The sequence below is a fragment of the Dietzia sp. IN118 genome (assembly GCF_032905965.1).
GTDB classification, from domain to species: Bacteria; Actinomycetota; Actinomycetes; order Mycobacteriales; family Mycobacteriaceae; genus Dietzia; species Dietzia kunjamensis.
The window spans coordinates 1,836,838-1,861,532 of the sequence record NZ_JAUMSR010000001.1 but is presented as its reverse complement, the minus strand read 5'-3'; the positions used below and the strand labels follow the sequence as shown (position 1 = coordinate 1,861,532).

General features: G+C 70.5%; 22 protein-coding genes and 1 riboswitch. Of the genes, 11 read left to right on the top strand and 11 right to left on the bottom strand.

Features of this window, described 5'->3' with window-relative positions; translation table 11 throughout:
- Positions 1–55 precede the first annotated feature (55 nt).
- From Q2K20_RS09050 to Q2K20_RS09020, 7 genes are all read left to right on the top strand, one after another.
- Positions 56–475 carry an FHA domain-containing protein gene (locus tag Q2K20_RS09050; RefSeq protein ID WP_172812138.1) on the top strand — a complete coding sequence of 140 codons (420 nt, stop codon included), beginning with the start codon at positions 56–58 and terminating at the stop codon, positions 473–475.
- The gene (locus tag Q2K20_RS09045; protein WP_067715790.1) at positions 472–1,206 is read left to right on the top strand and encodes a MerR family transcriptional regulator; all 735 of its coding nucleotides are present in this window, start codon (positions 472–474) and stop codon (positions 1,204–1,206) included. The genes Q2K20_RS09050 and Q2K20_RS09045 overlap by 4 nt, the downstream gene beginning before the upstream one ends.
- Positions 1,207–1,286: 80 nt before the next feature.
- Positions 1,287–1,787 carry a bifunctional nuclease family protein gene (locus tag Q2K20_RS09040; RefSeq protein WP_096907250.1) on the top strand — a complete coding sequence of 167 codons (501 nt, stop codon included), beginning with the start codon at positions 1,287–1,289 and terminating at the stop codon, positions 1,785–1,787.
- Positions 1,788–2,137: 350 nt separating this feature from the next.
- On the top strand, positions 2,138–2,677 hold the full coding sequence (locus tag Q2K20_RS09035) for a MerR family transcriptional regulator (protein ID WP_235027748.1): 540 nt from the start codon (positions 2,138–2,140) through the stop codon (positions 2,675–2,677).
- 34 nt (positions 2,678–2,711) lie between these two features.
- Positions 2,712–2,810, top strand: a riboswitch (glycine riboswitch).
- Positions 2,811–2,987: 177 nt separating this feature from the next.
- Complete coding sequence (gene gcvP, locus Q2K20_RS09030; protein WP_205475743.1) at positions 2,988–5,867, top strand: aminomethyl-transferring glycine dehydrogenase; 2,880 nt, start codon at positions 2,988–2,990, stop codon at positions 5,865–5,867.
- A 50-nt stretch (positions 5,868–5,917) separates the two neighbouring features.
- Positions 5,918–6,745, top strand: coding sequence for a hypothetical protein (locus Q2K20_RS09025; protein WP_163375745.1), 828 nt, complete (start codon positions 5,918–5,920; stop codon positions 6,743–6,745).
- A gap of 26 nt (positions 6,746–6,771) precedes the next feature.
- Positions 6,772–7,620 carry an alpha/beta fold hydrolase gene (locus Q2K20_RS09020; protein ID WP_173674757.1) on the top strand — a complete coding sequence of 283 codons (849 nt, stop codon included), beginning with the start codon at positions 6,772–6,774 and terminating at the stop codon, positions 7,618–7,620.
- A gap of 15 nt (positions 7,621–7,635) precedes the next feature.
- Here the strand turns inward: Q2K20_RS09020 and Q2K20_RS09015 are convergent, their stop codons facing one another.
- The gene (locus Q2K20_RS09015; RefSeq protein ID WP_119191640.1) at positions 7,636–9,192 is read right to left on the bottom strand and encodes a fatty acyl-CoA synthetase; all 1,557 of its coding nucleotides are present in this window, start codon (positions 9,190–9,192) and stop codon (positions 7,636–7,638) included.
- A 42-nt stretch (positions 9,193–9,234) separates the two neighbouring features.
- The gene (locus Q2K20_RS09010) at positions 9,235–9,483 is read right to left on the bottom strand and encodes a hypothetical protein (protein WP_120283106.1); all 249 of its coding nucleotides are present in this window, start codon (positions 9,481–9,483) and stop codon (positions 9,235–9,237) included.
- 140 nt (positions 9,484–9,623) lie between these two features.
- Here Q2K20_RS09010 and Q2K20_RS09005 point away from each other — a divergent pair, with 140 nt between their 5' ends.
- Entirely contained in the window at positions 9,624–10,007 is a 384-nt protein-coding gene (locus tag Q2K20_RS09005) for a YchJ family protein (protein WP_096905534.1), read from the top strand.
- Here the strand turns inward: Q2K20_RS09005 and Q2K20_RS09000 are convergent.
- The 7 genes from Q2K20_RS09000 to Q2K20_RS08970 form a co-directional block, all read right to left on the bottom strand.
- The gene (locus Q2K20_RS09000) at positions 10,004–10,543 is read right to left on the bottom strand and encodes a hypothetical protein (RefSeq protein ID WP_163375746.1); all 540 of its coding nucleotides are present in this window, start codon (positions 10,541–10,543) and stop codon (positions 10,004–10,006) included. The genes Q2K20_RS09005 and Q2K20_RS09000 overlap by 4 nt on opposite strands.
- 55 nt (positions 10,544–10,598) lie before the next feature.
- Positions 10,599–11,600 carry a TY-Chap domain-containing protein gene (locus Q2K20_RS08995; RefSeq protein WP_119191641.1) on the bottom strand — a complete coding sequence of 334 codons (1,002 nt, stop codon included), beginning with the start codon at positions 11,598–11,600 and terminating at the stop codon, positions 10,599–10,601.
- A gap of 79 nt (positions 11,601–11,679) precedes the next feature.
- A complete protein-coding gene (locus tag Q2K20_RS08990) occupies positions 11,680–12,495 on the bottom strand; it encodes an NUDIX hydrolase (RefSeq protein WP_067715878.1) in 816 nt (271 codons plus the stop codon).
- Positions 12,496–12,499: 4 nt separating this feature from the next.
- A complete protein-coding gene (locus Q2K20_RS08985; RefSeq protein ID WP_083249828.1) occupies positions 12,500–13,168 on the bottom strand; it encodes a TetR/AcrR family transcriptional regulator in 669 nt (222 codons plus the stop codon).
- A complete protein-coding gene (locus tag Q2K20_RS08980) occupies positions 13,165–13,623 on the bottom strand; it encodes a DUF3817 domain-containing protein (RefSeq protein WP_096905531.1) in 459 nt (152 codons plus the stop codon). The genes Q2K20_RS08985 and Q2K20_RS08980 overlap by 4 nt, the downstream gene beginning before the upstream one ends.
- 85 nt (positions 13,624–13,708) lie before the next feature.
- On the bottom strand, positions 13,709–16,255 hold the full coding sequence (locus Q2K20_RS08975; RefSeq protein WP_159148027.1) for a DEAD/DEAH box helicase: 2,547 nt from the start codon (positions 16,253–16,255) through the stop codon (positions 13,709–13,711).
- Between the two features lie 27 nt (positions 16,256–16,282).
- Complete coding sequence (locus Q2K20_RS08970) at positions 16,283–17,233, bottom strand: proteasome assembly chaperone family protein (RefSeq protein WP_069390205.1); 951 nt, start codon at positions 17,231–17,233, stop codon at positions 16,283–16,285.
- 286 nt (positions 17,234–17,519) lie between these two features.
- Between Q2K20_RS08970 and Q2K20_RS08965 the strand changes: the two genes are divergently transcribed.
- Positions 17,520–18,677: a DUF4192 family protein gene (locus Q2K20_RS08965; protein WP_269504362.1), complete on the top strand. Its 1,158-nt coding sequence runs from the start codon at positions 17,520–17,522 to the stop codon at positions 18,675–18,677.
- Between the two features lie 11 nt (positions 18,678–18,688).
- Here Q2K20_RS08965 and galE read toward each other — a convergent pair whose 3' ends face one another.
- Entirely contained in the window at positions 18,689–19,669 is a 981-nt protein-coding gene (gene galE, locus Q2K20_RS08960) for a UDP-glucose 4-epimerase GalE (RefSeq protein ID WP_069390204.1), read from the bottom strand.
- Positions 19,666–20,355, bottom strand: a complete 690-nt coding sequence (locus Q2K20_RS08955) for a metal-dependent transcriptional regulator (RefSeq protein ID WP_067715884.1) — start codon at positions 20,353–20,355, stop codon at positions 19,666–19,668. The genes galE and Q2K20_RS08955 overlap by 4 nt, the downstream gene beginning before the upstream one ends.
- 229 nt (positions 20,356–20,584) lie before the next feature.
- Between Q2K20_RS08955 and Q2K20_RS08950 the strand changes: the two genes are divergently transcribed.
- The gene (locus tag Q2K20_RS08950) at positions 20,585–21,817 is read left to right on the top strand and encodes an acetoin utilization protein AcuC (RefSeq protein ID WP_067715829.1); all 1,233 of its coding nucleotides are present in this window, start codon (positions 20,585–20,587) and stop codon (positions 21,815–21,817) included.
- 57 nt (positions 21,818–21,874) lie between these two features.
- Positions 21,875–24,625 (top strand): GNAT family N-acetyltransferase, encoded by a 2,751-nt coding sequence (locus Q2K20_RS08945; RefSeq protein WP_082923878.1) that lies wholly within the window; start codon positions 21,875–21,877, stop codon positions 24,623–24,625.
- The last annotated feature ends 70 nt before the right edge of the window (positions 24,626–24,695 follow it).

The following is a 24,695-nucleotide window of genomic DNA, read 5'->3' as shown; positions in this document are numbered from 1 at the left end:
GTGAGCCCCCGCTGGGCTCGGACGAGGAGATACGAACGTGACCGAGAACAAGAACATGCCCGAGGCGACCGCCGAGACCACCTCGGTGTTCCGTGCCGAGCTCCTCAACGAATCCGACCAGCAGGCGGCCCAGTCCGACTCCGCCGTCACCGGTGTCGAGGGGCTCCCCGAGGGGCAGGCGCTGCTCGTGGTCAAGCGTGGCCCCAACGCGGGGTCGAGGTTCCTGCTCGACCAGGCCACCACGTCCGCGGGACGGCACCCGGACAGCGACATCTTCCTCGACGACGTGACGGTGAGCCGGCGGCACGCCGAGTTCCGGAGCGAGAGCGAGACCTTCACCGTCGTCGACGTGGGGTCGCTGAACGGTACCTACGTCAATCGTGAGCCCGTGGACTCGGCGTCGCTGTCCAACGGCGACGAGGTCCAGATCGGCAAGTTCCGTCTCGTCTTCCTGACGGGTACGCCCGGGCAGTGACCGCCGCCGGACAGGGCGCCCCGAGGGAGGAGTACCTCTCCATCGGGGGCGTCATCGCACTTCTGAGTCCGGAGTTCCCGGACCTGACGGTGTCGAAGGTCCGGTTCCTCGAGAACGAGGGGCTGGTCACCCCTGAGCGCACGGCGAGCGGATACCGGCGGTTCAGCGTCGAGGACCGCGAGCGCCTGCGGTACGTACTGACCGCCCAGCGCGATCGGTACCTGCCGCTCAAGGTGATCCGGCAGGAACTCGACGCACTGGACGCCGGCATCGCCGACGGGTCGACCACCGCGCTGCGGCCCCGGTCGGGTGAGGACGGCGTCCCCGGCTCCGCCCCGGACGATTTCCGGAGCGACACCCTGAAGAGGCTCACCCGCGAGAACGTGGTCGAGCAGTCCGGGGTGGACGCCGCACTGGTCGACGCCTTGATCGACGCCGGCCTGATCGCGGCGGGGCCCGGCGGCTTCTTCGACCCGGAAGCGGTCCTGGTGGCGCGGACCGCGCACGATCTGGCCGGGCACGGGGTGGACGTGCGCCACCTCAGGGGTTTCCGCACGGCGGCGGATCGGCAGACCGGCTTGATCACCCAGATCGCCGGCCCGGTGGCCCGCCAGGGCGATGCCGATGCCCGTGACCGGGCCGCGGAGTTGGCGCGGGAGATCGCGGCACTGTCGGTGTCGCTCCATTCGACCCTGGTGACCGTCGCCGTGAGGCACGCCCTCGAGTCCTGACAGGGACAGCGCCCGCTCGCGGTGAACCGGATCGGGGCTACGCTTGAGACGTGGGAGAGGCGGAGAACATGGGAAAGAACATGCGCGAGGTCGACATCGTCGGCGTCCGTTTCGAGGAGCCGGAGTACGCACCCGTACTGATCCTGCACGAGAAGGACGGTGGCCGGTACGTACCGATCTGGATCGGGGCGGCCGAAGCCGCGGCGATCAGCCTCCAACAGCAGGGGGTGCGGCCGAGCAGGCCGCTGACCCACGACCTCGTGGCCGCGCTACTGGACACCTTCTCGCATCCGCTGGAGCAGGTGGAGATCATCGGAGTGTCCGAGGGGACGTTCTTCGCGGAGTTGGTCTTCGGCGACACGAGGGTGTCCGCGCGCCCGTCCGACGCGGTGGCGGTTGCACTGCGGACCTCCTCGCCGGTACTCGTGAGCCGGGAGGTGCTCGACGAGGTGGGGATCTCCCTCGTGGAGCAGGGCGAGGAAGAGGTCGAAGCCTTCCGGGAGTTCCTCGATCAGGTGAACCCTGACGATTTTCTCGGCGGACCGGAGGCGCCCAGAGAACCGGGCGGGTCATCGTCCTGACGCCTGCGACCTGCGAGTTTGGCATTCACAGTGGCCACACCGATACCAGTTCGCAGGTCAGGACAGACTCTAAACTTCAACTTGAGGTTGAGGTTTACCGCGTGTCCTATTGATCAGGGCCCCCGGCGGGCATAGCGTTGCCCTCAGTGAACTACACCGATGGTGTTCACGCGTCCAGGATCCGGGCCTCGTCGCCCGGTACCGTGTCGTCACGATCGTGGCGACACCCGCAGCTTGAGGGAGCAATCGTGGCCGACCACACCCGGGTCTCGGAGCCGTCCGTCGCCGATACGAACACGGAGAGTCTCTTCGGGGACCGAGGAGAGGGCACCCAGGCTTCCTTCGACGAGGTGCAGCCCGGGTTGTTCCCCGATGACGGGATCCCGGACGGCACGAGCGGGTACCGGGTCCCGATCGCATGCCAGATCGCCGGGATCACCTACCGGCAGCTCGATTACTGGGCACGCACCGACCTCGTGGTGCCGTCGATCCGCAATGCGGCCGGCTCGGGTAGCCAGCGCCTGTACTCGTTCAAGGACATCCTCGTCCTGAAGATCGTCAAGCAGCTGCTCGACACCGGCATCTCGCTGCAGAACATCCGCAAGGCCGTGGACCAGATCCGTTCACGTGGTGTGGAGGATCTGGCGACCATCACCCTGTTCTCCGACGGCCGCACCGTGTTCGAGTGCACCTCCAAGGAGGAGGTGTTCGACCTGCTGCAGGGCGGGCAGGGTGTCTTCGGGATCGGGATCGGGGGAGCGATGCGTGAGCTCGCCGGCTCGATCGCCGAGTTCCCCGCCGAGACGGTGTCGGAGGAGGACATCCTGACGCCGGTGGAGGACGAACTGGCGGCCCGTCGGCGCGCACGCGCCTCACGCCGCACGGGCTGATCGGCTCGGGTGGTCTAGACTCGGCCGTGCGTTCACGCGACTCACGGGAGAGCTCCGCGGCCTACGGGCCGTGGGCGCCGAAGGAGCAACTCCTCTCCGAGAATCTCTCAGGCACCCGGACCGTGTAGTCGCCTAACGCCTCTGGAGAGCGGTGGAACAGACCACCCGCCCACGGGGAAAGCCGGGCTCGCCTCGCGAGTCCGGTGAATCTCTCAGGCGCCGGCACCCGTCCGGCAGGGGACAGAGCGGAGAGGGTAGCACCGGCCCGCAGGCCGCCTGTCCGGGCGGCCCCGCCACCTGAGGAGCACCTGTGACGACGACCCCCGACATCTCCCGGACCGGAGGCGAGTTCGTCGCCCGCCACCTGGGTCCCGACGCCCACGGCCTGGAACGCATCCTGGACACCATCGGGGTGAGCTCGCTGGACGAGCTCGCCGAGCGGTCCGTCCCGTCGGTCATCCTCGACGAGGTGGGCGCGGACGGGCGTGCTGAGGGGATCGACGCGCTACCGGAGCCGCTGTCGGAGGCGGACACCCTCGCCGCGCTCCGTGAACTCGCGAACCGCAACACCGTCGCCGTGTCGATGATCGGCCAGGGGTACTACGACACGCTCACCCCGCCGGTGCTCATCCGCAACATCATCGAGAGTCCGGCGTGGTACACGGGCTACACCCCCTACCAGCCGGAGATCAGCCAGGGCCGTCTCGAGGCGCTCCTGAATTTCCAGACGATGGTCTCCGACCTGACCGGTATGGACATGGCGAACGCCTCCATGCTGGACGAGGGCACAGCCGCGGCCGAGGCCATGACGATGCTGCGACGGGCCAACCGCTCCTCCAAGAGCCCCCGCTTCGCCGTCGACGTCGACATCTTCCCCCAGACCGCGGCGATCCTCGCCACCCGCGCCGAGCCCCTGGGCATCGAGATCGTCACCGCGAACCTGGTGGACGACGGCCTGCCCGAGGGAGAGTTCTTCGGGGCGCTCGTGCAGACCCCCGGCGCGTCCGGTCGTGTCGCCGACGTGTCCGGGCTCATCGAGCAGTGCCACGAGCGGGGCGCCATGGTCGCCGCGGGTGTCGACCTGCTGGCGGCGACGGTCCTGACCCCCGCGGGGGAGAAGGGCGCGGACGCGTGCTTCGGCACCACCCAGCGCTTCGGGGTCCCGATGGGCTTCGGCGGGCCGCACGCCGGTTTCCTCGCGTGCCGCAGCGCGCACGCCCGCAACCTGCCGGGTCGACTGGTCGGGGTGTCGACAGACGCCGACGGACAGGTCGCGTACCGGCTCGCCCTCCAGACCCGTGAGCAGCACATCCGTCGCGAGAAGGCGACGTCCAACATCTGCACCGCCCAGGTCCTCCTGGCGGTCCTGGCCGCGATGTATGCGTCCTATCACGGCGCCGACGGTCTCTCGGCGATCGCCCGCCGGGTGCACGCCCACGCCGATGCTCTCGCCCGGGGACTGCGCTCGGCCGGGGTCGAGGTGGTCCACGACGCGTTCTTCGACACGGTCCTGACCCGTGTACCGGGACGCGCTGATGAGGTACTGGCCGCCGCCGCCGCGCGCGGGGTGAACCTGTGGAAGGTCGACGACGACTCCGTGTCGATCGCGTGTGACGAGGCCACCACCGCCGAGCACGTCGGGATCGTGCTCGAGGCATTCGGCGCAGGTGCCGTCGGGGCCGTCGAGATCTCGGTGGATCCGGGCCACGGGGATCGCACGAGCGAGTTCCTCCAGCACGAGGCGTTCGTGCGGTACCGCACCGAGACCGCGATGCTGAGGTACCTGCGGGCGCTCTCGGACAAGGACATGGCGCTGGACCGGACCATGATCCCGCTGGGCTCGTGCACGATGAAGCTCAACGCCACCACCGAGATGGAGCCCATCACGTGGCCGGAGTTCAACCGACTCCACCCGTTCGCCCCGGCGGACCAGAGCGCCGGACTCCGCGAACTCGTCGCGGATGTCGAGCAGTGGCTCGTCGACATCACCGGGTACGCGGCGGTCAGTCTGCAGCCCAACGCCGGTAGCCAGGGCGAGTACGCCGGACTCCTCGCGATCCGCGGTTACCACCGATCGCGCGGGGAGGAGGACCGGACGGTCTGCCTCATCCCGTCGTCCGCGCACGGCACCAATGCCGCCTCCGCGGTCATGGCCGGGATGAAGGTCGTCGTGGTGGCGTGCCGTGAGAACGGCGACGTCGACGTGGACGACCTGCGCGCGAAGGTGGACAAGTACGGCGCCGAACTGTCGGCGATCATGATCACCTACCCGTCCACACACGGCGTGTACGAGCACGACATCGAGCAGATCTGCGCGATCGTCCACGATGCCGGGGGTCAGGTCTACATCGACGGGGCCAACCTCAACGCGCTGGTCGGGGTCGCGCGCCCGGGCCGGTTCGGGGGCGACGTGAGCCACCTCAACCTGCACAAGACCTTCTGTATCCCCCACGGTGGCGGTGGACCGGGCGTCGGCCCCGTCGCGGTGGCCGAGCACCTGCGCGATTTCCTGCCCGGGCATCCCCACGAGGACGGCCTGGGCGCGGGTGGCGTGGTCTCCTCGGCCGCGTTCGGCTCCGCGTCGATCCTGCCCATCACGTGGGCGTACGTGCGGATGATGGGGGCCGACGGACTGCGCCGGGCCACGCTCACCGCCATCGCCAGCGCGAACTATCTGGCCCGGCGTATCGGGGAGCACTTCCCGGTGCTGTACTCCGGTGACGGCGGGTGGGTCGCCCACGAGTGCATCCTCGACCTGCGCCCGCTCATCGACTCGGTCGGCATCTCGATCGACGACGTCGCGAAGCGTCTCGCCGACTACGGCTTCCACGCGCCCACCATGAGCTTCCCGGTGCCCAACACGCTCATGGTCGAGCCGACCGAGAGCGAGGACCTGTCCGAACTGGACGCGTTCTGTGATGCGATGGCGGCGATACGCGCCGAGATCGACCGGGTCTCCGACGGCGAGTGGACGGTGGACGACAACCCGCTGCGGGGCGCGCCCCACACGGCCCAGAGCGTGTCCGCCGACGAGTGGACGCACGCCTACCCGCGCAGCGTCGCGGGGTACCCCCTGGGGTCGACCTGGCGCCCGAAGGTGTGGCCGGCCGTCCGCCGGATCGACGGGGCCTACGGCGACCGCAACCTGGTCTGCTCGTGCCCGCCGTTGGACGCGTTCGCACAGGACTGAACCGGCGCCGGGGTCCGGTGTTGTCGTACCCGCATGACACGGTACGGGGCATGACGACGACCGGACCCCACCCGATCCCCGCACTCCCCGCGGCCTGCCGCGAGTGGTGCCGCGCGCAGCCTGCCGCGCTGCTGGTCGCCGACGAGTACGTCGGGATCGATCTGGACCTGTGGAACCTGCGCCTCGCGGAGAAGCGCGTCGACCTCCGCCTGGTCGCCGGTGGCCTCGACGGCGGGCGGGTCGAGTCCGGGCCCGGGTACCTCCGCAGGAGCGACCTGTGGGCGGCGGGTCGGCGCGCCCGGGGCAGTCTCGAGGAATCCGTCGTGGCGCTCTACATGTGCGCCGCCTGGCTGTCCGGCCACCCGTCGCGATCGGGGGTGCGGCGCGGGCTGCCGGACTTCCGGGTAGCCGAGCGGGACCGGCACGGTCGGGTATCGGTCTCCTCCCACGGATACCCACTCGTGCTGCACGAGGTGGTGGACTGGCTCGACGCGCCGGTTGAGGCGATGAACCTCCTGCGGCACGGAGCTCCCGCCGGCAGAGCGGGGCGCGGCGTTCCCGACCTGGGGTACCCCCTGGCGTCGCTGTACCTGTCGTCGTTGGGCATGGCCTGGTCGGCGCCGCATATCGTGCCGGTCGATCCGGCGGGGATCGGCACCCTGATCCACGCCGGCTGGACCGAGATCGACTCGGCCTCCCGGCTGACCCCGCGGCGCTACCAGCGTTACCTGGACGTGGTCGCCGCGTGGGCTCGCGAGGCGGCCGTCGACCCGCTGGTGATCGAGATGTGGCTCGTCCGGGAGTGGCACGACCGGCGGGCGCCGGCCGACTGCTCGGGCGCGTCCGACCGGACGCATCGGGGAACCCGCCCGCGCTGACCCGGTGGCGCGCTAGGGTCCGCTCCATGGAACCCCGGAGAACGACCGTGGACGTCCCGGCAGGCACCCTCGACGTCCTGGTGTGGGAGCCGGACGGCCACGCGGCCGACACTGCACCGGTGCGGACGGTGTTGGCCCTGCACGGCTTCCCCGAGTCGGCGTGGGAATGGGAACGCGTCGCCGCGGACCTGGTGACTCAGGGTGTCCGGGTGGTGGCCCCCATGCAGCGTGGATACTCGCCCGGAGCGCGTCCGCACGATGTGGCGGACTATGCCATCGAGCACCTGTCGGCTGACGCCCTCGCCGTGGCGGACGGTCTGGGGCTCGAGCGTGTCCACGTGGTCGGTCATGACTGGGGGGCGTCCGTGGCATGGTGGCTGGCCGCCCACCACGCCGATCGGGTCGCGAGTCTCACGGCCATCTCGATCCCGCATCTCGCGGCGTTCTCCGACGCGATCGGGGCGGATCCCGATCAACAGGCCCGGTCGGCGTACTTCGGATTGTTCCGGCAGGAGGGCAAGGCCGAGGACGTGCTCCTCGAGGGGGATGCTCACCGATTGCGTGCCATGTTCGGCGGGCAGGTACCGCCGGATCTGGTGGACAGGCATCTCGAGGTGCTCGGGGAGCGCTCGGCCCTGACCGCGGCCCTGCACTGGTACCGCGCGATGCGGAGGTACGACCTCCCCGACGTCACCGTCCCCACCACCTTCCTGTGGGGCGGGCAGGATCCCGCGGTCGCGCGCAGCGGGGCCGACGCGACGGCGGAGCGGGTGACGGCCGAGTACCGTTTCGTCCCGCTCGATGACCTCGGTCACTGGATACCGGAACAGGCCCCCGCGTTGGTGGCACGCGAGGTCCTGGCCCGGATCGCCTGACCGCCCCGAGGCGTGTCAGTCCTGCCGCAACTCCCGCTTGAGGAGCTTTCCGGACTGGTTGCGGGGCAGTTCATCGACGAACACCACCCGCTTGGGCACCTTGAACGGGGCGAGGTGCTCGCGCGTGCCCGCGACGATCTCGTCCTCCGTGGCGTGAACTCCGTCCTTGAGGACGACGACCGCGGTCACCGCCTCGATCCACTTGGGATCCGGGGTGCCGATCACGGCGACCTCGGCGACCCGCTCGTCCCGGTACACGGCGTCCTCCACCTCGCGGGAGGCCACCAGGACACCGCCGGTGTTGATGACGTCCTTGATCCGGTCGACCACCTCGACGAACCCCTCCGGGTCACGCACCACGAGGTCCCCGGAGTGGAACCACCCGTCGCGGAACGCCTCCTGCGTGGCCTCGGGCTTGTTCCAGTACCCCTGGCACAGTTGCGGGGAGCGGTAGACGATCTCACCCTGCTCGCCGGCCGCGACCTCCGCGCCGCTCTCGTCGACGACGCGCGCCTCGACGAAGAAGACGGGACGGCCGGCACTGGCCGGGCGTGCATCGTGCTCCTCGGGACGCAGGACGCACGCCAGCGGCCCGATCTCGGACTGCCCGAAGCAGTTGTAGAAACCGAGCTCGGGGTACTTGTCGCGCAGGCGCTGCAGCACGGTGACCGGCATGATCGACGCGCCGTACTGGGACTTGCGCAGGCTCGACAGGTCACGCGTGTCGAGGTCGGGGTGGGAGGCCAGCGGAACCCAGACCGTCGGTGCGAGGAACAGCGACCCGATCCCGTCCTCCTCGACGCGCCGGAGGATCTCCGGGATGTCGGGCGCGGCCATCAGGTGCACCGTCGCCCCCAGCGAGAGGTAGGGCATCGCGAACACGTGCATGGCCGCGGAGTGGTACAGCGGCATCGTCACCAGTGGTGCGTCATCCGCTGCGAGGTCGAGGGAGAGGATGCAGCTGACGTACTCGTGTGCCAGTGCCGCGTGCGTCATCATCGCGCCCTTGGGCCGCGAGGTGGTGCCCGAGGTGTACAGAAGCTGCGCGAGGTCGCTCCCGGATGCGGGGGAGTCGACGGGCCGGGCCTCGCCCCGATCCACTGCCGCGCCCAGCAGCGTGCCGTCGGCGGGATCCCCGGCGGCGGGTTGCAGCGCGAGCGTCTGCAGCGACGGCAGGGTCTGGACGACGGTCTCGAGGGTCGGCGCCTGTGCGGGGTCGACCAGCACGAGTGAGGCGCCGGAATCCGTCAGGAGGTACTCGAGCTCTCCGCCCGTCAGGGCGTAGTTCACCGGGACGTGGGTGTACCCCGCCCGTGAGGTCGCGAGGAAGCCGATGAGGTAGGCGTCCGAGTTGACCCCGTAGGCGGCGATCCGCGCACCGTCGTCGAGCCCCCGAGCGGCGAGCAGGGAGGCGACCCGGTCGACCGCGGTGTCGAGTTCGGCGTAGGTCCAGCGACGGTCGGCGAAGGTCAGGGCGACCCGGTCGGGGAACCGGCGGGCGGACCGTCGCAGGATCGCGTCGACGGTCCCGGCGCCGGCGGACGAGAGGGGGGACAGAGGGGTCGTGGTCATGGTCCGACTCTATAGCGGACGGTGACGTCGTACCCCGGGTGGTCAGTCGCCGGACCGGAGGAGGTCCAGGACGGCCCGGGGGATCTCCCCGGTGGCCTCGCGCGGGGTCCACGGTTCACTCGGGACCCACTGGGATCCGCATCCGCGGCACGCGAACAGCGGCTCTCCCCGACGTTCGACCGGGGTCTCGTTCCAATTGCACAGGTCGCGGCAGGAGCGCACGCGAAGGGGTGCGAGGTCGGGGTCCGGGCGGCGTCGCGTGAGCGAGCGGAGGGAAGCGAAACCAGTCATGTCACCAGCGAGGATAGACCGCCGGGAAGGCCGGGGGTAGGCGGGCGGCGTCCGGTGGCGGGGCTGGGCGGGTCGGTGGCCGCCCGGTGCGGCGGCGGTAGCCTGAGGGGATCGGATCGCAGGGGGAACGGAGTGGACCGATGAGCGCATGCCCGTGTGGCAGTGGGGACGGGTTCGGGACGTGCTGCGGTCCGATCGTCGAGGACGGCCTACCCGCGCGCACGGCCGAGCGGCTGATGCGGTCGCGGTACACGGCGTTCGTGCTGGGGCACACGGACCATCTCTGGCGCACGTGGCATCCCCGGACCAGGCCGCCGACGGTCGAGGCATCCGACGTGGAGTGGACCGGGCTCACCGTCGTGGAGGTGGTCGCCGGAGATGAGGGCGACGACGACGGGGTGGTCGAGTTCGAAGCGCGGTACACCGGCCCGGAGGGCCCGACCGTGATGCGGGAACGGTCGCTGTTCGAGCGCAGGGGCGGGCGCTGGACGTACCTGACGGGGTCGGATCCCGCGGGCGACTAGGACCGGGCGGGGTCGTCCGGCTGGCGGGTCACGATGAACGAACCGATCGTGCCGGGGGTGGTCACATCGATCCGGCCGATCCTGACACCGCGGGGCACCGTCCAGGCCACCATTCCCCGGATCTCCTCGCCGGGGGTGGCCAGGACCGAGGGGACCAGCGGGTCGTCGACGATTCCCGCGGGGTTCTGGATCCGCTCGAAGGGTCGTCCCGAGGGGTCGAAGGCGGAGAAGTCGGCCGGACCCAACTCGGGCTGCCCGGACGACTGCACGGCACGGACATCCACCACCAGCACGGCGTCCGAGTACGCGGAGGACTGCTCGATCCGCAGGTTCGACACGGTGACGGTGGCGTCCCACAGATCGCCCGAGACGGGGAACGGGCGGTCGAACTGCTGGGATGAGGGCAGCGGGCCGCTGGGCTCCGCGGTGGGGGCGGGCACGGCGCGTTCGTCGTCGTCGCCGAGGAGCGACGGAGAGCAGGCACTGGTCAACACGGTCGCCGCCGTGACCACGGCGGCGAGGGCGGCGCGACGCATAGGGGCGCTCCTGTGGCGGGATCGTGCGCCGGGCCGGTCCCGGCAGTCCCTGATCCTACGGCCCGTCGGGGCCGGGGTCATCGGAGGCTCGCAGGTCCCGCGAGTGTTTGCCCGCGACCCGGCGTACGAGGTCCGGGTAGACGTCATCGAGCTCCGCGGAGATCTCGGCCAGCTGGATCTTGAAGTTGACCGGCACGAACACCCGGTCGACGAACTCCGACTCGGCGGTGATCGCCTCGCCGTCGAAGACGTACCGGCACCACAAGGAGTCGCGGTTGAGGATCGCGACCTCGGTCTCCGCGGCGGCCGCGTCCTCCACCGCCGACACCAGCGGACTGCGGAACACGATGAGCGGCAGGGAACGGTGCGCGCGCACGAAGAGCAGGACGCACCCGGCGGGGACGGTGAAGACATCGTGCTCGTCGGCCCGGACGCGCCGCCGGTAGACCTCGGTGAGGGCGGCTTCCACAGCCCGGGTCGCCTGGTCCGGATCGGTGATCGGCTGCGGGCGGAAGTCGTCCTCGCCGCCCGGGGGGCTCACGGCGTCGGACGGGTCCCCGTCCGGGTCCCCGTCCGGAGGCCCGGGCTCGACCGGACGCGCGCCGACGAGGTCATCCGGATCGGAGTCGGTGACATCGTGCAGGAACACCGGGTGTCGGATCCCGAACACCTGTTCCAGGGTCCCGGCGACGAGGTGGGACAGCTCGCGGGCCCGGTCCGTCGTCAGGCTGACACGGGGGCCGGCGGCGGGATCCGGTTCACGACCCGTGTCGGCGGCCTGCCATCCGAGGGCCGAGAGCTGCGCCAGTTGCGCGGGGCTCAGGGGGGTGGGGGTGTCCTCAGAACCGCCGCCGGAGACCTCGGCGTCGACCCGCCCGGAGGCGACGGCGGTGAACCGGATGTACGGCGTGTGCGCGGAGGGCGCACCGAGGACGGGTACCGCCAGGTCGAAGATCGCGCCGGGGACCAGGTCGCGCAGGAGATCGGCCAGGTGGGAGGCGAAACGGTCCCACCCGGCCGCGATCGACGCGTCCACGTCGAACTCGAATGCCGGCATGCAAGGCAGTCAACCACCGAGCCACCGTCTCCGTGAGCGGTTCGACAGGGTCCGGCGCACGGGTCCCGGCGCGCGCCGATCAGTTCCCGGTCGGCGGATGCCCTGCCTGATAGTCCGACCAGTACTCGTCGGAGCCGTCGAACCCGACCCTGATGCCGCCGCGGTGCTCGATGATCTCCGGTTGGATCGGCGCGATGGTCCGGGACGCGGCCAGTGCGGAGTCGACGTCCGCGAACTCGGCGAGGTGGCGTAGCTGGGTCCAGGTGGGCGGCAGCAGCATCGAGTGGCCCGTACGGAAGTCCGCCAGCAGGTCCACGGGGCGGGCCCACATGGTCAGGTCCACCTCGGTGGTCAGGTCGTCCGGCTCCTGCCCGCCCGGCAGTGCGGCGAGGAAGAACCGGGTGTCGTACCGGCGCTTCTCGACCTCGGGAGTGATCCAGTGGTCGAACGGACGGAGACGGCCGGCGGCCAGCGAGAGCTCCTCCCGCTCCAAGAAGCCGCTGAACGACAATTCGTGGGCTTCGAGCTCGGCCCGGGCCGAGTGGTACCTGCCGGCATCCGAGACCGCGGCTCCGTCGAGGTGATCCGCCAACAGGACACCGCACTCCTCGAACGTCTCCCGGGCGGCGGCGCAGACCAGCCGGCGGGCCCGCGGCTCGTCGCACCCGAGGCGCTCGGCCCACCAGGTGGGGGCCGGGCCCGTCCACGCGAGGTCGGGGTCGTCGTCGGCGGCGTCCACCCCTCCACCCGGGAAGACGGTCATCCCACCGGCGAACGCCATACCCTTGACGCGGCGGGCGACGAACACCTCCGGGCCGGCGGTGGAATCGCGGATCACCATCACGGTGGAGGCGTCCTTGACGGGGCGGGCGGTGCTCTGGTCAACCTCGGTCATGCTGTCAGTCTCGCCCGACGCGGTGGCGCGCCGCACACCGGGGTGGGTGTGGTCGGTCGGAACCCGTGGCGGCCGGAGGCAGGACGCCGTAGAGCACGTGGCGGACCTGCTCGGTGACAGTCCCGCGGCTGTCGCTGACGGGGGAGCGCTCCACCCCGCACCGCACGATGGTCATGTAGAGCACGTCGAACACGGTCTGGGCCGGACCGGCGAGGTCGTCCGCGGTCGCGGAGGTGCCCGAGTGACCTGCGAGGACGCCGGCGATGAGGTCGCGAAGCTCTCCGAGGATGCGTTGCGCCTCCGCGCGGTGCGGCCCGGGCTCCCCGAACAGCGTCTCGCGGTGGTACGCCGCGATGTTCTCCGGCTGCCTGTCGAGCGCCACCAGGAGAGGTTCGCACAGGGTGACGAGATCGTTCACCGGGTCGCCGGTGGCCGGGACGGTCTCGACCATCGCGCGGAACTCGTCGTTGGCGACCATGCACAACAGTTCGCCCTTGGACTGCGCGTACCGGAACAGCGTCCCCGTCCCGACCTCGGCCAGATCGGCGACCTCCTGGGTGGTCACCGAGGAGTAGCCGCGACGGGTGAACAGGTCGCGGGCGGCCGCGTGGATGCGCCGCTGCTTGTCGGCCTTGTTCAACTCCCGGCGGCCGGGTTCGCGGGTGGGGGTCACGAGAACCACTCGGTCGGCGGGCCGGCCATCAGCAACAGCGAGAACACGATCGCCACCACGACGAGCGTCGCCACCAACGCGAGGGCGGGCGACCGCACCGCGAAGGCCAGAACGCGCTCCGGGAGCGTACGCGGGGCGTCGCCCTCCGGGCCGACCCGCCACGGGCCGTCGAGCAGTCCACGACGCTCCACCGACCGCTCGAACGGGACGGTTGCATAGGGGATCACGGCGGAGGCCAGACCGAGGACACCGGTCCCTGCGGTCCACCGCTTGTCGGTCCAGACCGCGACGGTGGCCACCGCGTAGCAGAGGAACACGAACCCGTGGACGCTGCCGCCGACCATGGTCGCCCAGTCGAATCCCAAGCCGTACTTGCCGATCATGCCCAGGATCAGGAGCGTCCAGGTGACCACCTCCGCGAGCGCGAGTCTCTTGTACAGGATGCGGGGGGTCACAACTGTCCTCCATCGATCGGGTCGGGGTTCGTCGCACATGCTACGGACCCGGGCCGCGCGGGTAGGTTCCAGGTCGGGGGCGGGTTCACCCGTGGAGGGCGAGTGAGGCGAAACGCACCTCGCCCGCCTCGTCGCAGGCCGCCAGGTCCACCACACCCTCGATCGCCCAACCGTGGTCGCCCTCCGGGTCGTCGAGCACCTGCCGGACCCGCCACGTATTGGTCTCCACGCCGGGGCCCGACTCGGTGACCGTGAACAGCGCCGGGCCACGGGCCGCCGGACCGGTTCCGATGGCGTCGTACTCGTCCCAGTAGGCGTCGATCTCCGAGTCCCAGTCGGGGTGGTCGGGCACGTCGGCGTCAAGTTCCGCCAACCGCTCGATGTCGTCGCGCGAGAGCAGTTCGACGCGGCGGAACATCGCGTTGCGCACCATCACGCGGAACGCGCGCCTGTTCGCGGTGACGGGCCTGGTGTTCCCGGCGGACTCACCGAACGCGAGCTCCGCGACCTGGGCGGACGACACATCCGGGTCGGTGAGGAGCTCCCACTCGTCCAGCAGGCTCGAGTCCACCTGTCGGACCAGTTCGCCCAGCCACTCGACCAGGTCCTCGAACTCCTCGGAGCGTCGGTCGGCGGGGACGGTCTGGCGCAGTGCCCGGTAGGCGTCGGTGAGGTAGCGCAGGACGGCTCCCTCGGAGCGGCCGAGCCCGTAGGCCGAGACGAGGTCCGAGAACGTCATGCCCCGTTCGACCATCTCCCGGATGACCGATTTCGGTGACGGTTCGATCCCGGCGACCCACGGATGCCCTGCGCGGTAGGCGTCGTAGGCGTCGGCGATGAGGTCCCCGAGCGGCTTGGGCCACGAGATGTCCTCGACCAACTCCATGCGCTCGGAGTACTCGACCCCGTCGGCCTTGAGCGCCCCGATCGCCTCCCCACGGGCCTGGCGCTGCTGGGCGTACAGGATCGGCCGGGGATCGTCGAGCACGGCCTCGATCACCGAGACCAGGTCCAGCTCGGGGGTGGGGGACTCCGGGTCGAGCACCTCCATCGCAGCGATCGCGAACGGCGCCAGCGGCTGGTTCAGCGCGAAATCCCGTTGGAGGTCCACCGTCAGCCGGACGTGCCGCCCGTCGCCGTCGGGCTCCGGGAGCCGTTCCACGATCCCGGCGGCCTCCAGTCCGCGGAACAGCTCGATCGCGCGGAGCACGTGCCGACGTACCCGCGCGCGGGTCTCGTGCGAGGACAACAGCAGGTGCCGCATGTGGTCGTAGCAACTGCCGGGTCGGGAGATGATGTTGAGCAGCATCGAGTTGCTCACCTCGAAGCGACTGGTCAGTTGCTCCGGCTGCGCGCCGACGAGCTTGTCGAAGGTCGACCGGGACCAGTTGACGAACCCCTCGGGGGGCTTCTTCTTGCCCGCCTTGGCCTTCTTCTTGGGGTTGGCGGCGGCCTTCGCGGCGGCCTTGGCGTTCTCGATCTCGTGCTCGGGGGCGAGCACCACCACGAACCCCTCGGTGTCGAACCCGGCCCGACCGGCACGGCCCGCGATCTGGTGGAACTCGCGGGCCTTGAGGACCCGCTGACGACGGCCGTCGAACTTGGTCAGGCCGGTGAACAGCACGGTCCGGATGGGCACGTTGATCCCGACGCCGAGGGTGTCCGTACCGCAGATGACGGTGAGCAGGCCGTCCTGCGCCAGCCGCTCCACCAGCCGCCGGTATTTGGGGAGCATGCCCGCGTGGTGGACGCCGATCCCGTGGAGCAGGAGTTTGCGCAGGGTGCGGCCGAACGCGGTGCTGAACCGGAACCCGCCGATCTCCTCGGAGACCGCGGCCTTGCGCTCCTTGGTCGCCACCGAGAGCGAGGTCAACGCCTGGGCCTGTTCGAGTGCGGCGGCCTGGGTGAAGTGGACGATGTAGACGGGGGCCTTGCCGTCACGGAGGAGCAGTTCCACCGTCTCGTGGACGCCGCTGAGCTCGTACTCGAACGACAGGGGGACGGGGCGTTCGGTGCCGCCGATGTGCACGCACTCCCGACCCGTGCGCCGACGCAGGTCCTCCCGCAACCAGTCGACGTCCCCGAGGGTCGCGGACATGAGCAGAAACTGCGTGTCGGGCAGTTCGATGAGCGGCACCTGCCAGGCCCACCCGCGGTCCGGCTCGGAGTAGTAGTGGAACTCGTCCATCACCACCTGGCCGATGTCGGCGGCCGACCCCTCTCGCAGGGCGATGTTGGCGACGATCTCGGCGGTGGCGCAGACGATGGGGGCGTCGGCGTTGACCGAGGCGTCGCCGGTGAGCATGCCCACGTTCTCGGCGCCGAAGACCTCGCACAGGGCGAAGAACTTCTCGCTGACGAGCGCCTTGATGGGGGCGGTGTAGTAGCTGCGGACACCTCGTGCCATCGCCGAGAAGTGGGCCCCCAGTGCCACGAGGGACTTGCCGGAGCCTGTGGGGGTGGCCAGGATCACGTGGCTGCCGGCGGCGATCTCGAGGACGGCTTCCTCCTGCGCCGGGTACGGCGTCAGCCCCCGGTCGGCGGCCCACGCCACGAACGCGTCGAACACCGCCTCGTCGTGCAGGTCGGCGGGGACGTCGTCGAGGTCGGCGAGGAGGTGGGGCAGATGCACCGGTCCGAGCCTAGTCGCCGGGGTCGGTCAGCCGTTCATCTCCGGGCCCCGGCCCGACCCGTCGTCCTCGGCCTGCTGGGCCAGGAACCGCTCGAACTCGGCACCGATCTCGTCGCCGGAGGGCAACGGCTTGCCGCCGGGGTTGAGTGAATCGGAGCCCAGCCGCGTCTCCATGAACTGGTCGTACTGCTTCTCCATGAGCTCGACGGCGGTGAGGACCTCGTGGTTGTTCTCGATCTGCGCGTTGACCTGCGCGGTGAACTCCTCGGCGGCCTTCTCCAGTCCGGTGGTCGGCAGCTCGAGGTCCGCGAGCCGCGAGACGTTGTCGACGAGGTTGAGCACCGCCGCGGGGTACGCGGTCTGGGACAGGTACTGGGGGACGTGCACGGTGAAGCCCGCGGACGGGATCCCGTGCTCGGCCATCCGCAGCTCGAGCAGTGAGGTCACGTTGCCGGGCACGGAGAACTCGCCGGGCCAGGCGGTGAACCCCTGGATGAGGTCCACATCACTGGCGTGGGCGCTGGAGTTGGTCGGCCGGGTGTGCGGCACGCCCAGCGGCATTGCCCCGAGTCCGATCGACATGCGGACGCCGAAGGTGGCGGCCAGATCGATCACGGAGTTGGTGAAACCGTCCCACTTCAGGTCGGGTTCGAGGCCCGAGAGCAACAGGAACGACGTGCCGTCGGTGGCCTTGACGGCGTGCAGTTGGATCGTCGGCTGGTCGTACTCGGAGAACCGATCGAACGAGTATTTCAGGTGGGGGCGGCGGGACCGGTAGTCCACCAGCTCGTCGACGTCGAACTCGACGATCAGCTGCGAGTCCAGGGTTTCGCGGAGGTGTTCGGCCACGCCCTGGATCGCCTGGCCGGCATCCGAGAACCCCTCGAGTCCGTGCACGAGGACCGGCCCGCGGCCGTCCTCAGAACGCAGGTCGGGAACGGGTTCGATCATTCGGTACAGATCGCTGTGCCTGGCCATGTCGACTCCTCTCGTCACCACACCCCGTCCGTCGGGAGTACGGGGTCGCCCGGTCGTCCATCCGGGACGGGGTTCACAACTGTGACAACGACACCGCGCCCGGGTTGATTCCCCGGTGGCGGTGCCCCTGCCGTTCCCCACAGGTCGTCCCCCTCTCCACAGGCGGGGCGCGACAGGACGCCCGCAGGCCTCCGGTGGCCGACCACGTGCCCGATGGTGAGACCGGTGCACGGCACCTGCGGGCCGGGACCCGGGCGGGGCCCAGGACGCGCGAGACAGGAGACGGATGAGGGCGATGACGACCGGCGAGATGATCGACGATGACGGGGCGGACGGACGGGCGACGGTGGTGATCTCCTCGCCGGAGGAGTTGATCGCCTCCATACCGGCGATGCTCGGGTTCCCACCGGGCCGGGGGTCGGTGGTGGTGCTGTGCGGCGAGACGGCCGACGGCGGGCAGGGGCCGGTGGTCCGTATGGATGTCGACGGGTTGCTGGGGGCGGGACGGGGCGACCCCGATGACGACGAGTTGCTCGACGGTGACGACGACGTGGACGGTTATCACGACGGCGGTCCCGACGACGCTTCCGTGGGGCGCTCGAACCCGGCTGTCGATCCCGGTCCCGCGCGCGGGTTGGCGCAGTTCTGCGCGCGGGAGGGGATCGGGTCGGTGCATCTGGTCGTGGTGCACGAGGACTGCGTGGAGGACTACCACGCGGGCTTGCGGGCGGAGGACGCCGCATCGGCGTTCGAGTACTGGCTGGGTGTCGCGGGCACAGAGGTCGCGGCGGCCTACGGCGTCGGCGAGTTCGCCGAGGGCGCACCGTGGGTGGACCTGTTCGGGATGGTCCGTGGGGTCCAACTCGATCCCGACTCGACGCAGATCGCCGCGGTCCACGCGTACGGTGGCCGGGTCCGGGCCGGCTCGCGGGACGAGATAGACCGGATGTACCTCGTGCGGGACGCGGACGCCTGCGACGAGGATCCCCACGAGTCGGGGCCGCCGCGGGTGGACGGGGCCCGTCGGGTGGCGGAGGCGGTGGTGGCCGAGGCGGTCGAGCGTCACGACGACGCCGCACGTCGACTGGAGGTGGGGGAGAGTGTCGACGACGACGAGCTCGCCGGAATCGGCCGGGACCTGCTCGTCATCGCGGTTCGGGACGAGATCTACCGGCGGCTGGCCCAGCGGGGTCTGGGCGACGGCGACGGCCGACGTCTCGTGTGGTGGGCGGTCGCGCGCCGGAGGCCGGGGCGCGAACGCTCGGTGGCGCTCCTGCTACTCGGCGCCGCGGCCTACTTCGACGGTAGCGGGGTGCACGCCTGGTCGGCCCTGTCGGCGGCCCTGGACGCCGACGCCGGCAACTCCCTCGCCCGGCTCCTGATCGACAGCCTGCACGCGGGCCTGTCTCCGGAACGGCTCAGGCAGGTGGCCGCGGCCGCCTGAGCCGCTCCGGGTCAGCGCGGAGCCGAGTGCGCGCGGTCGCCGAGCGCCTCGGTGAACGCCCAGGCGTCCTCGACGACCGTACGCAGGTCGGTGCGGGAGGGGTTCCACCCGAGTTCGGCGATCGCCCGGGCGCTGGAGGCCACGAGCACCGCCGGGTCGCCGGCGCGACGTGGGGCGACGACGTCGGGGATGGGATGTCCGGTGACCTCCCGGCACACGTCGATGACCTCACGGACGGAGAACCCCTCACCGCTGCCCAGGTTGAGCACCCGGTGGGTGCCAGGAGTGTTGGTCTCCAGCGCCAGCAGATGGGCGTCGGCGAGGTCGGCGACGTGGATGTAGTCGCGGATGCACGTGCCATCGGGGGTGGGCCAGTCGTCACCGAAGACCTTGATATCGGCGCGATGGCCGAGCGCGACCTGCAGCACGAGGGGGATGAGGTGGGTCTCCACGACCCGGTTCTCGCCCGCACCGTGATAGGCCCCGGCGACGTTGAAGTAGCGCAGGCTGGTCGCGGCGAGACCGTACGCGGTGGCGTACGACGTGATGGCGTGATCGATCGCGAGTTTGGTGGCCCCGTAGGTGTTGGTCGGACGCGTGGGCATGTCCTCGGTGATGGGGACCTGCTCGGGCTCGCCGTAGGTGGCGGCGGTGGAGGAGAACACCAGGTTGCCCACCCCGGACTCACGCATCGCGTCGAGGAGGGCCAGGGACGTGACGACGTTGCCCTGCCAGTACTCCCCGGGCTTCTCGACGGACTCGCCGACGAGGGAACGCGCGGCGAAGTGCAGGACACCGTCGAACGAGGAGTCGAGAACCTCCGGCGCGCGTACGGCCACGTCCCCCTCGACGAACGTCGCCCCCTCGGGAACCCCGTCCCGGTTACCCGTGGACAGGTCGTCGAGCACCACCACCTCGTGACCGCGCTCGATCAGGACCGTCGCGCAGACCCCGCCGACATACCCGGCGCCGCCGGTGACGAGCAGCTTCACGAGACGATCTCGACCTGGATCGCGTGGGCGTGGTCGCCGTCGAGTTCCACCGTGCGCCCCTCACCGGAGTCGAGCTCGACGAGGTGCCCGCGGCGGGTGGCGGTGACGGTTCTGAGCGGTTCGACGCCCACGGCCCGGAGCTCGGAGATCAGTTCCGTGTCGATCTGCACGTTCTCACCGATCGCCCGGATCCGGACCCGGTGGGCCACGTCGCTCTCCAGCGCCGAGAGCCTGATCTGGTTGGGGTCGTCGAGGGCGGAGGCGGGGTACCCGATCCGCTCCAGCCCGGGGATCGGGTTGCCGTAGGGAGAGGTCCGGGGGTCATCGAGGACCTCGATGAGCCGCCGCTCGACGTCGTCGCTCATCACGTGCTCCCAGCGGCACGCCTCGGCGTGGACCTTCTCGAGCTCCAGTCCGATCACGTCGACCAGGAGACGCTCGGCGAGGCGGTGCTTACGCATCACACCCACCGCGAGTTCCCTGCCCGTGGCGGTGAGCTGGAGATGCCGGTCGGGGGCCACGAGGACCAACCCGTCGCGCTCCATCCGCGCGACGGTCTGGCTCACGGTCGGCCCGCTCTGCTCGAGGCGCTCGGCGATCCTCGCCCGCAGCGGGATCACGCCTTCCTCCTCGAGTTCGTAAATGGTGCGGAGGTACATCTCGGTGGTGTCCACCAGGTCCTTCACGCTGCAGTCCTCCACGGTCGGATCGTCGATAGGTGTGCGACTCCCCGCAGGCGCGGGCGCCGTCAGGGTTCTGCCTCCGAGACTACCGTCGGGCCACCGACCGGGGTGGAGAGCGGACAATCGGGGGCCGGGCCCGGTGCCACACGCGTAGATTCACGGGTGACGTGCCCCACTGCTCGCTCGGGGTGCTCGGGCCGGGAACGACCCGGCCCACGGGAGGACGGTGGCTATGGCCGGGATCGGGGACGGCGTCGCGGCGAAGGTCGTGTGGAGTCCGTCATTGCTGGAGTATCGACATTCCGCTGACCACCCGATGAGTCCACGGCGGCTCGATCTGACCATGTCGCTCGCGACCGAGCTCGGCGTCCTGCAGGGTGTCGAGCTGCTGGACCCCGGGTCGGCCAGCGAGGACGAGCTACTGAGGGTCCACACCTCCCGCTACATCGACGCCGTCAAGGCCGCCGGCGACCTGCCGCCCGGTGAGCATGTCGGGATGAGCCACGGGCTCGGGACGGCCGACAACCCGACGTTCCCGGCGATGCACGAGGCCAGCGCGGCGGTCGCGGGCGGCACGCTGACGGCCGCCCGGGCCATCGCCAGCGGGGCCGCGACGCGTGCGGTCTCCGTCGCCGGGGGGATGCACCACGCCATGCCCGCTGCCGCCGCCGGGTTCTGCGTCTACAACGACGCGGCGGTGGCGATCAGCTGGTTGCTCGACAACGGGTACGACCGCGTCGCCTACGTCGACATCGACGTCCACCACGGGGACGGCGTCCAGACCGCGTTCTACGAGGACCCGCGGGTCCTGACGGTGTCCCTGCACCAGCACCCAGCCACCCTGTGGCCGTCCACCGGCTGGGCGTCGGAGACCGGTGTCGGCCGCGCGGAGGGCACCGCCGTCAACCTGGCGTACCTCCCCGCGGTCACCGATGATCTCTGGCTGCGGGGCTTCCACGCCGTGGTCCCCGGAGTGCTGCGGACGTTCGAACCCCAGATCATCGTCATGCAGGCCGGGTGCGACTCGCACCGTGAAGACCCGCTCGCCGACCTCTCGTTGACCGTCGACGGTCACCGGCAGTCGTATCTGGAGGTCGTGGCGCTGGCTGACGAACTCTGCGAAGGGAGACTCATCGCGATCGGCGGGGGCGGCTACGAACTGGTGCGGGTGGTCCCGCGGTCGTGGACCCACCTCATCGCTGCCGTGCTGGGGGTCCCGCTCGACCCGGCGACCGCGATCCCGGACCAGTGGCGGGCCGCGGCCGGCAGGTTCACCGTCCCCGACCGCGTCCCGCAGACGATGGGGGACGGGGAGACCCCCGGCTACACCCCGTGGGAGCCCGCGGGATCCGATCGGGGGGTGGAGATGGATCGTTCGCTCGCCCGACTCGACCAGTCGATCCTCGACACCCGCCGCTCGGTCTACCCCCTGCTCGGACTCGACCCGGACGATCCCCGCGACTGACCGGCGGCGCTGCAACAGACTCATCGACCCCCTACCCCTCAGTCCCTGGAGGACCCCATGGCGCACCCCGGCGACCGCGAGACCGTTGACACGGTGACCGAGAACCCGACCGACGCCACCCCGGCGGTGGACCCACCCGAGCACGCGTCGACCGACACCTCCGTCGACGAGTACCCGGAGGGCTATCCCCACGAGTGGGCTGCGGACGTACTCGGATCCGACGGGCGGGCCGTGCGCGTGCGGCCGATCCTGCCCAACGACGCCGAGAAGATCTCCCGGTTCCACACCAGCCTGTCCGAGCGCACCCGCTACCTGCGTTACTTCGGATCGCACGATGTGCTGTCCGACCGTGAACTCGCCCGGATGACCAACGTCGACTACCGCGACCGGATGGCGTTCGTCGCCGAGTTGGGCGCGGAGGTCATCGGCATGGCGATCTACGAGCGACTGCCGAACTCGACCTTCGCCGAGGTCGCGTTCACCATCTCCGACCAGCATCAGGGGCGTGGGCTGGGGTCGATCTTCCTCGAGCACCTGGCCGGCGCCGCGGCCGAATGCGGGATCGACCACTTCGAGGCCGAGGTGCTCTCCGAGAACCGGTCGATGATCCAGGTGTTCCGGCGGGCCGGGTACGAGATCTCCCGTTCGTTCGATGGGTCCACTCTCCACCTGGAGTTCGCGATCGACCCATCCGAGGCCTTGACCAATGTCCGGAACTCGCGGGAGGCGGCGGCGGAGGCACGGAGTCTGGCGCGTGTGCTCAACCCCAGTTCCGTCGCCGTGATCGGCGCCTCGGACCAGGTGGGCAAGATCGGGCACACGGTACTGCGCAACCTCATCGGCAACGGGTTCTCCGGTCCCGTGTACCCCGTCAATTCCGATGCCACGTCGGTGCAGTCCGTGCGCGCCTATCCGAGCGTCAGGGACATCCCGGATCCCGTGGACCTCGCGGTAGTGGCAGTACCGGCGGCGTCCATGTCGGAAGTCCTCGACGACTGCCTGTCGAAGGGCGTGTCGACCCTCGTCGTCATCTCCGCCGGGTTCTCGGACGTCGGCAGCGCCGGCGTCGTCTCCGAACGGCGTCTGGTCAGCGAGGCCCGCGCCCACGGGATGCGCGTGGTCGGCCCCAACGCGCTCGGGGTGATCAACACCTCACCCGACGTGCAGCTCAACGCGACCCTCGCAGAAGTCGTTCCGGGACCCGGCCGCACGGGGTTCTTCTGCCAGTCGGGTGCGCTCGGGATCGCCATCCTCGCCGCCGCGGCCCGACGTAGGCTCGGGCTGTCCACGTTCGTCTCCGCCGGTAACCGCGCCGACGTCTCCGGCAACGACCTGCTGCAGTACTGGGACACCGACACCGCCACCGAGGTGGTGCTGCTCTACCTGGAGAGCTTCGGTAACGCCCGCAAGTTCTCCCGGATCGCCCGGCGCGTGGCGCGCAACAAGCCGGTGGTGGTGGTCCGCCGAGCGGCCGACGATCTGGAGTCGGGCGTCGAGGGGCTGACGGCGAACGCCATCGGTGGACTGTTCCGCGACTCCGGCCTCATCCAGGTGGATTCCATCACGGACATGTTCGACACCGCCACGCTCCTGGCCTACCAACCGCTGCCCACGGGAGGTCGCCTCGGCATCGTCGGCAACTCCTCCGCGGTCGGACGCCTCGGCGGGGACTCCGCGCGTCAACAGGGCTTCACCGTGGCGCATTCGGTCGATCTGGGTGCCGGCGCGTCCCCGGAGGAGTTCCGCGAGGCGATCGCGGACGTCCTCGCACGTGACGAGGTCGACTCGGTCCTGACGGTGTTCGTCCCTCCGGTCGCGACGGAACCCGACGCCTATGCCGAGGCGATCCGTACCGCCGCGGGCGAGAGCAGCAAGCCCGTGGTGAGTACCTTCCTCGCGGGGGAAGGGCTGCCGGAGGGACTGACGGTGACCGACGAGTCCGGGGTGGCGGCGCGGGGCTCGATACCCTCCTACCCGTATCCCGAACGAGCGGTGTCCGCACTGGTGCGCGCCCGCCGGTACGCCGAGTGGCTCGACAAGCCGGCCGAGGAGCCCGCCGAGTACGAGGACATCGACCGCGCACGCGCGCGGGAGCTCGTGGACTCGCTCTGCCAGCTCCACGCCGGAACCGAGTCGTTCGAGCTCACGCAGGGCCAGGTCCGGGCCCTGTTGGAGTGCTACGGGATCGACATCGTCGACTACCGCGTCGTGACGGATGTCGACCAGGCCGTGATGGCCGCCGACGAGTTGGGCTACCCGGTGGCGGTCAAGGCGATGAGTGACCGGTGGCGGACCCGCAGCGATCAGTCCGGGGTGCGACTCGACCTCGTCGACTCTGCCGCGGTGCGGCATGCCTTCGCGTTCCTCCAGTCCACGACGGGCTCACGTTCCCTGCACGTGCAGAAGATGGCGACCAAGGGGGTCGCCGTGACCATCCGGGTCGCCGATCACCCGATCTTCGGCACCCTCATCTCGTTCGGACTGTCCGGGATGTTGTCGGATCTGCTGGCCGACCGGGCGTTCAGCACGCTGCCGATCTCACCCCGCGAGGCGGCCGCCCTGCTCGACCGGCCCCGGGCCGCAGCGCTCCTCGACGGGTATGCCGGGGACGCGCCTGTGGACCGTGACGCGTTGGTGGAGCTCATGGGGCGGGTTTCATGCCTGGTAGAGGACGTGCCGGAGATGCGGCGCCTGTCGGTGGACCCGGCGCTCGCCGGACCCGACGGTCTCGCGGTGCTCTACGCAACGGTCCGGCTGGGGCCGCCCCCCAGGTTCAGCGCCGACGAGGGGCCCCGCCGGCTGCGCTAGGCGCTGTGGTCGGCCCTGGACGGCACCGCGAAGGCCCCGCCCCTCCCGATCGGGGGAGGCGGGGCCCTGG

Excerpts from the sequence above, each read along its gene's own strand:
- Q2K20_RS09050 (WP_172812138.1), top strand. The coding sequence starts at position 56 with ATGCCCGAGGCGACCGCCGAGACCACCTCGGTGTTCCGTGCCGAGCTC.
- Q2K20_RS09040 (WP_096907250.1), top strand. The coding sequence starts at position 1,287 with ATGCGCGAGGTCGACATCGTCGGCGTCCGTTTCGAGGAGCCGGAGTAC.
- Q2K20_RS09025 (WP_163375745.1), top strand. The coding sequence starts at position 5,918 with ATGACGACGACCGGACCCCACCCGATCCCCGCACTCCCCGCGGCCTGC.
- Q2K20_RS09020 (WP_173674757.1), top strand. The coding sequence starts at position 6,772 with ATGGAACCCCGGAGAACGACCGTGGACGTCCCGGCAGGCACCCTCGAC.
- Q2K20_RS09015 (WP_119191640.1), bottom strand. The coding sequence starts at position 9,192 with ATGACCACGACCCCTCTGTCCCCCCTCTCGTCCGCCGGCGCCGGGACC.
- Q2K20_RS09010 (WP_120283106.1), bottom strand. The coding sequence starts at position 9,483 with ATGACTGGTTTCGCTTCCCTCCGCTCGCTCACGCGACGCCGCCCGGAC.
- Q2K20_RS09005 (WP_096905534.1), top strand. The coding sequence starts at position 9,624 with ATGAGCGCATGCCCGTGTGGCAGTGGGGACGGGTTCGGGACGTGCTGC.
- Q2K20_RS09000 (WP_163375746.1), bottom strand. The coding sequence starts at position 10,543 with ATGCGTCGCGCCGCCCTCGCCGCCGTGGTCACGGCGGCGACCGTGTTG.
- Q2K20_RS08995 (WP_119191641.1), bottom strand. The coding sequence starts at position 11,600 with ATGCCGGCATTCGAGTTCGACGTGGACGCGTCGATCGCGGCCGGGTGG.
- Q2K20_RS08990 (WP_067715878.1), bottom strand. The coding sequence starts at position 12,495 with ATGACCGAGGTTGACCAGAGCACCGCCCGCCCCGTCAAGGACGCCTCC.
- Q2K20_RS08970 (WP_069390205.1), bottom strand. The coding sequence starts at position 17,233 with ATGGCCAGGCACAGCGATCTGTACCGAATGATCGAACCCGTTCCCGAC.
- Q2K20_RS08965 (WP_269504362.1), top strand. The coding sequence starts at position 17,520 with ATGAGGGCGATGACGACCGGCGAGATGATCGACGATGACGGGGCGGAC.
- Q2K20_RS08950 (WP_067715829.1), top strand. The coding sequence starts at position 20,585 with ATGGCCGGGATCGGGGACGGCGTCGCGGCGAAGGTCGTGTGGAGTCCG.
- Q2K20_RS08945 (WP_082923878.1), top strand. The coding sequence starts at position 21,875 with ATGGCGCACCCCGGCGACCGCGAGACCGTTGACACGGTGACCGAGAAC.